Source organism: Thermococcus sp. EP1 (assembly GCF_001317345.1).
In the GTDB taxonomy this organism is placed as follows: Archaea; Methanobacteriota_B; Thermococci; order Thermococcales; family Thermococcaceae; genus Thermococcus_A.
This window is the reverse complement of the sequence record NZ_JXCG01000023.1, coordinates 1-5,003: the sequence shown is the minus strand read 5'-3', so window position 1 is coordinate 5,003 and position 5,003 is coordinate 1. Positions and strand designations below refer to the sequence as shown.

General features: G+C 37.6%; 6 protein-coding genes and 1 pseudogene. 3 read left to right on the top strand and 4 right to left on the bottom strand.

The genetic code is table 11. From position 1 onward, the window contains the following. The coding region (locus tag EP1X_RS10035; protein WP_156300739.1) for an ATP-binding cassette domain-containing protein at positions 1 to 169 on the bottom strand (169 nt) is incomplete at its 3' end. Positions 170 to 315: 146 nt separating this feature from the next. On the opposite strand from EP1X_RS10035, the gene EP1X_RS09765 reads away from it, so the two are divergent. The 3 genes from EP1X_RS09765 (at position 316) to EP1X_RS09755 (ending at position 2,035) form a co-directional block, all read left to right on the top strand. Then, positions 316 to 597, top strand: coding sequence for a hypothetical protein (locus EP1X_RS09765; protein WP_055284039.1), 282 nt, complete (start codon positions 316 to 318; stop codon positions 595 to 597). A 116-nt stretch (positions 598 to 713) separates the two neighbouring features. Continuing rightward, on the top strand, positions 714 to 1,259 hold the full coding sequence (gene tfe, locus EP1X_RS09760; RefSeq protein ID WP_082391565.1) for a transcription factor E: 546 nt from the start codon (positions 714 to 716) through the stop codon (positions 1,257 to 1,259). Positions 1,260 to 1,294: 35 nt separating this feature from the next. Next, on the top strand, positions 1,295 to 2,035 hold the full coding sequence (locus EP1X_RS09755) for a DUF2110 family protein (protein ID WP_055284036.1): 741 nt from the start codon (positions 1,295 to 1,297) through the stop codon (positions 2,033 to 2,035). Between the two features lie 13 nt (positions 2,036 to 2,048). On the opposite strand, the gene EP1X_RS09750 is transcribed toward EP1X_RS09755, so the two are convergent. The 3 genes and pseudogenes from EP1X_RS09750 to EP1X_RS09740 form a co-directional block, all read right to left on the bottom strand. Then, positions 2,049 to 3,398 (bottom strand): hypothetical protein, encoded by a 1,350-nt coding sequence (locus EP1X_RS09750; protein ID WP_055284034.1) that lies wholly within the window; start codon positions 3,396 to 3,398, stop codon positions 2,049 to 2,051. A gap of 142 nt (positions 3,399 to 3,540) precedes the next feature. Beyond that, positions 3,541 to 4,422, bottom strand: coding sequence for an Mrp/NBP35 family ATP-binding protein (locus tag EP1X_RS09745; protein WP_055284032.1), 882 nt, complete (start codon positions 4,420 to 4,422; stop codon positions 3,541 to 3,543). A 111-nt stretch (positions 4,423 to 4,533) separates the two neighbouring features. Then, positions 4,534 to 5,003, bottom strand: a pseudogene (locus EP1X_RS09740) (pyruvate ferredoxin oxidoreductase); the annotation flags it as partial.

The window sequence follows — 5,003 nt, the reverse complement described above, 5'->3', positions numbered from 1 at the left end:
TTGTGGTTGTTTTTCCTGCTCCATTAGGACCAAGAAGACCAAAGAGTTCACCTTTCTTAACTTTGAAACTAATTCCCCTAACAGCTTCAACCCATTCCACTTTCCTAAACGGAAGAGGGATCTTTTTAGGATAGCGTTTTTTTAAGTTGTTGACTTCAATAGCATGCATGGCACTTCCCTAGATTATTCATGACAAAAGGGCATAAATAAAGATAATGGTTCTCATCAGGCAAAGGCTTAAAAATAGTAAAAAGATAAACAATAAAAAGAACAATAAGTGCTCTAAACCCCGAGGATATCATGGAGGTGGCTTAATTGGAAATCACAATTGAAAAGTTTAAGCCTAAAGTTACTAGACCATTCAAAAGGAAAAACGAGTATTGGGTTAAGCTTATTGATGAAAGTGGTGAGTACATAATGAAGTTCAAAACCCCTTTAGAAGCTGAAGATGCTATTTATGGTCTTCTCGATCTTCAAGTTTATGGCGGAAAGGTCAAGCTAACTTTGAGAGAGGGAAATGTGATAGAGAATATTGAAGTTTTGGAACTTTACAAACCTTCGGCAAAAGAACTTGTTGATGAGTACTTTACTGATTAAATTGACGTCCTTTTTTATACATTAACCTCCTTTTTTCGACAAAAACCTATATATACCATAGGGGCCATAATATATAAATAGAGCCACCTAAAAGAGCAGAAAAATTAATTTTTAGCATGAAATCCAATGATTTGGAGGGCTTATTTATGGCAAGAAAAAGAAACAAGGAACTCATGAAGTTTGCAGAGGAAATCGGGGGGGAAGAGGCAATAGAGGTAATCAAGGCTCTAGAAAAGAAAGGTGAAGCTACAGACGAGGAACTAGCCGAAGTAACTGGAATAAGAGTAAATACTGTGCGCAAAATTCTCTATTCTCTCTACGACAACCAGCTCGCAGAGTTCAGAAGAACCAGAGATAAGGATACTGGATGGTACTACTATTACTGGCGTCTTGAAACAAAAAGACTGCCCGAAATAATAAAAGCCAAAAAAATGCAAGAACTTAAAAAACTCAAAGAAGTGCTTGATGAAGAAACTAGAGAGATTTATTACCACTGCGGAACTCCAGGACATCCAAGGTTAACTTTTGATGAAGCCATGGAATATGAATTCAGATGCCCTCTATGCGGAGAAATGCTTATGCAATATGACAACACCGAAATTGTGAAAGAGCTTCAAGAAAAGATAAAAAAACTTGAAAAAGAACTAGGGCTTAAAGCTTGATTTTTGGATAAATAATGAACTGCGGGGATGATAACATGGAAATAGTTATTCTTGAAAAAATTTATGGAGATCGAAGTGGTTTTGAAAAACTTGATAGGAAGCTTAAATCTCTTATTGGGGATTTAGAAATCTCCTGGAAAGTAGGTATAACCCAAAGACAATGGGCAAAAATATCCCTAGAAGGAGAAGACGAGGAGGTTTCTGCGAACCTCATTAGGGAGGAATTTGGGGAAATTCCCTACAAACTCAGTACTATCAAAGAAGGAAGAATATATAAAGGTCGTTTTGTTGACCTAGGGAAAATAGGATATGGTGTTTATGTTGATATAGGGATTTTCTCGCCTGTTCCAAAGGACGCTCTCATTCCACTTTACTACCTCAAGTCCACCTTTGGAGAAAAACCCGTTAGGCGGATGATAAGAGAATTTGGGTGGATAGATTATCTTCCAGTTGAAGTCGAGGTAAAGAAGGTAGAATTTGGAACAAGAGAAATTGAAGTAGAATTTACAAAAAGACAGCTCACAAAGATAAACAAATGGTTGAATGATGGCCATGACAAGATTTTTATTGCTGGGACAGTAAGTGAGAATGTTGAAAAAGCTCTCATTGAAACAGGCCATTCACGAGATGTAATACGTTTAGAAGAACTTGGATTAATGGAGACTTTACTAGTTCTCAAAAAAGGTACTCAAGCCCCAGGAATAATAAAAGAGATTGGACCGTATTTAAAACCGGCAGTCTTCGGGGCAATAAAATTCCCAGGCGATTATCTTTAGAGCAAGGGGCTTTTCAAGTCAGATAAAGCTCGGTAATCAACCTTACAGCAAGTCCAGAAGATACCAAGATAAGTGCAAGCATAACCTCAGGAATTGCCAACCCAAGTACCAAGTAGGATAGGAAAAGCCAAAGTAATAGCGCTTTGCCTCCTTTCATTCTTAGTATTGACCTTCTAAATCTGAAGAGAACATAAGAAATTAAAATAAGCTGTACAATGCCCTCTTTCATAAATACTATCAAATAATCAAAACGTACAACAAGTGGCCATTCAGGGAGAGGGACGTTAAAGTAACTCCTACCTGCAAGGAATATTGCCGCAGTAAGACCCAAATACAGATAATTCTTCATAGATTTTGTTGGAAGTGCAAGAAACATGAAAACTGGGATTAATAAGAGATAAGGCCAGATTAATACCCCAAATCCAGTAATAACTGATAAAATCATTATTTGTTTTATTAACTTAGAGTCCTCTTCAATGAATTTTGTATTCAATACTATAGCCAGCACAGTAACAAGAAAGAGTATCTCAAATATCGACCCGTTAAAAGTTTCCAAAGAATGCCTAAATGTAGGTGAAGCAAAAGTTAACCCAAACACAACAAAACCAAGCTCCCTATAGGGCTTTGGAGCAATGAAAAAGAGTAAAGTCGCTATCAAAAGTATCAAGGATAAATGAAGAATTAAAACTGCCTCTTCAGTTGGAGAATACACCCTAAAATAAAGATTAAAGAATAATGTTAGAAGAGAGCCTTTTTCCTGACCAATAAGAGCATTTTGAAAAATTGACTTCAAGAATACTTCACTTATTGTAAATAAACTCGAGTTAGAAAACCATAACGCAAGGAGAGCTACCACCAGAATATAGAAGAAATGTGTGTACTTTCCATGTTTCGAAAACAAAAATGTAAATAAAAACACCAACAGGGAGACAATTAAAAGAGCCCCATATATTTCTTTAATTTCAAAGGCATATTTTTGAGAAAATGGTTCCTCGATTAAGTAGATATTCTCCTCATTCCCAGTAAAAAATACTGCATTATCAAGAACTATCACTGAGGGGTTCAATGAAGCCTCATAAGGAAGACCTGTTAACTCCCACAACTCCTTCATTTTTGGGTTTTCATAAACGTTTCCAACAAGAACAATAACCTCTTGACCCCTTTCTTTAAATCGTGAGAGTTTTGCATCTAAATATGTTGCCCACGCTTGAGAGTACTCACTCTCCCCTGAAACCACATAATATCCCCCTTCATCATTAAGAAACTCCTCAAAAGCCTTTTCATCTGGATAGAAACTTAATTCTGCTGCAGAAACTAGAGGAAGCATCAATATTACGAGTAATATCAACAGGATCTTTTTCATCGGCGCCACCAGATAAAATTATACCCTTTAAATGATGCCTTGATGAGTAATAAAAAATAATGAATTTAAATTTTACTTTTCTCTTCTGAAAGCCTCACCGTTCCTAGATGGAACACAGTCACTTATCAAAGAGGATAGGAGACTAATCCCCACCCTCTTTTTTCTCCAGCCTCTTAGCAAGTTTTTGGGCAATTTCCATAAATGCTTTTGCTGCTGGTGTATCTTCAAAAAGCACTATGGGTATACCATTGTCACTTGCCTCTCTTGCCTTAAGATCAATAGGAACCTTCCCAAGAAAGTCTACCCCTTCTTTTTCTGCAAGCTTTTCTCCACCACCTTCTCCAAAGAGATCAATCTTATTTCCACAATGAGGACATATTAAGTAACTCATGTTTTCAACAACAGCCACATAAGGAACTTCCATCTGCTTCATCATATTTACTGCTTTTCCAGTATCAAGTAACGCCACTTCTTGAGGAGTGGTAACTATTATGGCAGCATCTAGACTTAATGTTTGAGTAACTGTTAAAATTTGGTCTCCAGTTCCGGGTGGGAAATCCACTATCATGAAATCTAAAGTTCCCCACTTAACATCACCAAGAAGTTGTTTAATGGCCTTTGTAACCAGAGCTCCCCTCCAGATAATAGGTTGATCATCAGGCACCATAAAACCCATACTCATTACTTTAATTGGAGTTGTTTGTCCAAAAAAGTCATTCATTGGGGGTATCATCTCAAAATGTCCATCTTCAAACTTTTCAGCTAGAATTTCAGCTTTTTCAACTCCAAGCATTTTGGCAATATTTGGACCATGTACATCAGCATCAAGAACTCCCACAAAATATCCCTGCTTTGCGAGGGCTGCTGCTAAATTCACGGCTACTGTTGATTTACCAACACCACCTTTGCCACTTAAAACTGCTATTCTAAATCTCCACTGTTTCTCTTTTTCCTTAATCCTTTGCGTGAGAGGGTCGGCGCCTAGACCTGGAACATTAAAAGTGGGAGGAGTTTTTATCGTCATTTTCATCACCTCAAATTTTTTAGGCTAATCTAAGAAAAGAAGCTTAATCTTATAAGCTTTGCCCATAAATTACACAACAGTACACAAAAATGAGTAACAAAAAGAAGAAATTTAGAGAAGCTCAACTTCCTTACCAAGGATTCTCCAGACTTCTTTGATCTGTCTCTTGAGTTCTTCAATTGCTTCTGGCTTCTTGAAGAGGTGCTTGAATCTTCCTTGGAGCCTAAGATAGTCCTCAATTGGCTTTTTGAACTTTCCATCTTTGGGGAATCTTTGGAACTTAATGTTATGGAAGTCACCGTTTTCAATTTCAAAGAGAGGCCATAGACCTGTCTCAATCGCTAGTTTTGCAATTTCCACAGTTTTCTCTGGTGGAGTTCTCCATCCTGGAACACATGGAGCTAAAACTTGAACAAATGCTGGCCCATCGACACTTGCGGCCTTTTTCATCTTCCTGTAGAAATCATATGGGTCTCCAATGCTTGCTGTAGCCACATAGGGAATTTGATGGGCTGCAGCTATTAGAGCTACCCATTTCTTTGGTTTGTCCTCACCAATTGAGTACTTTCCAGGCGGTGAAG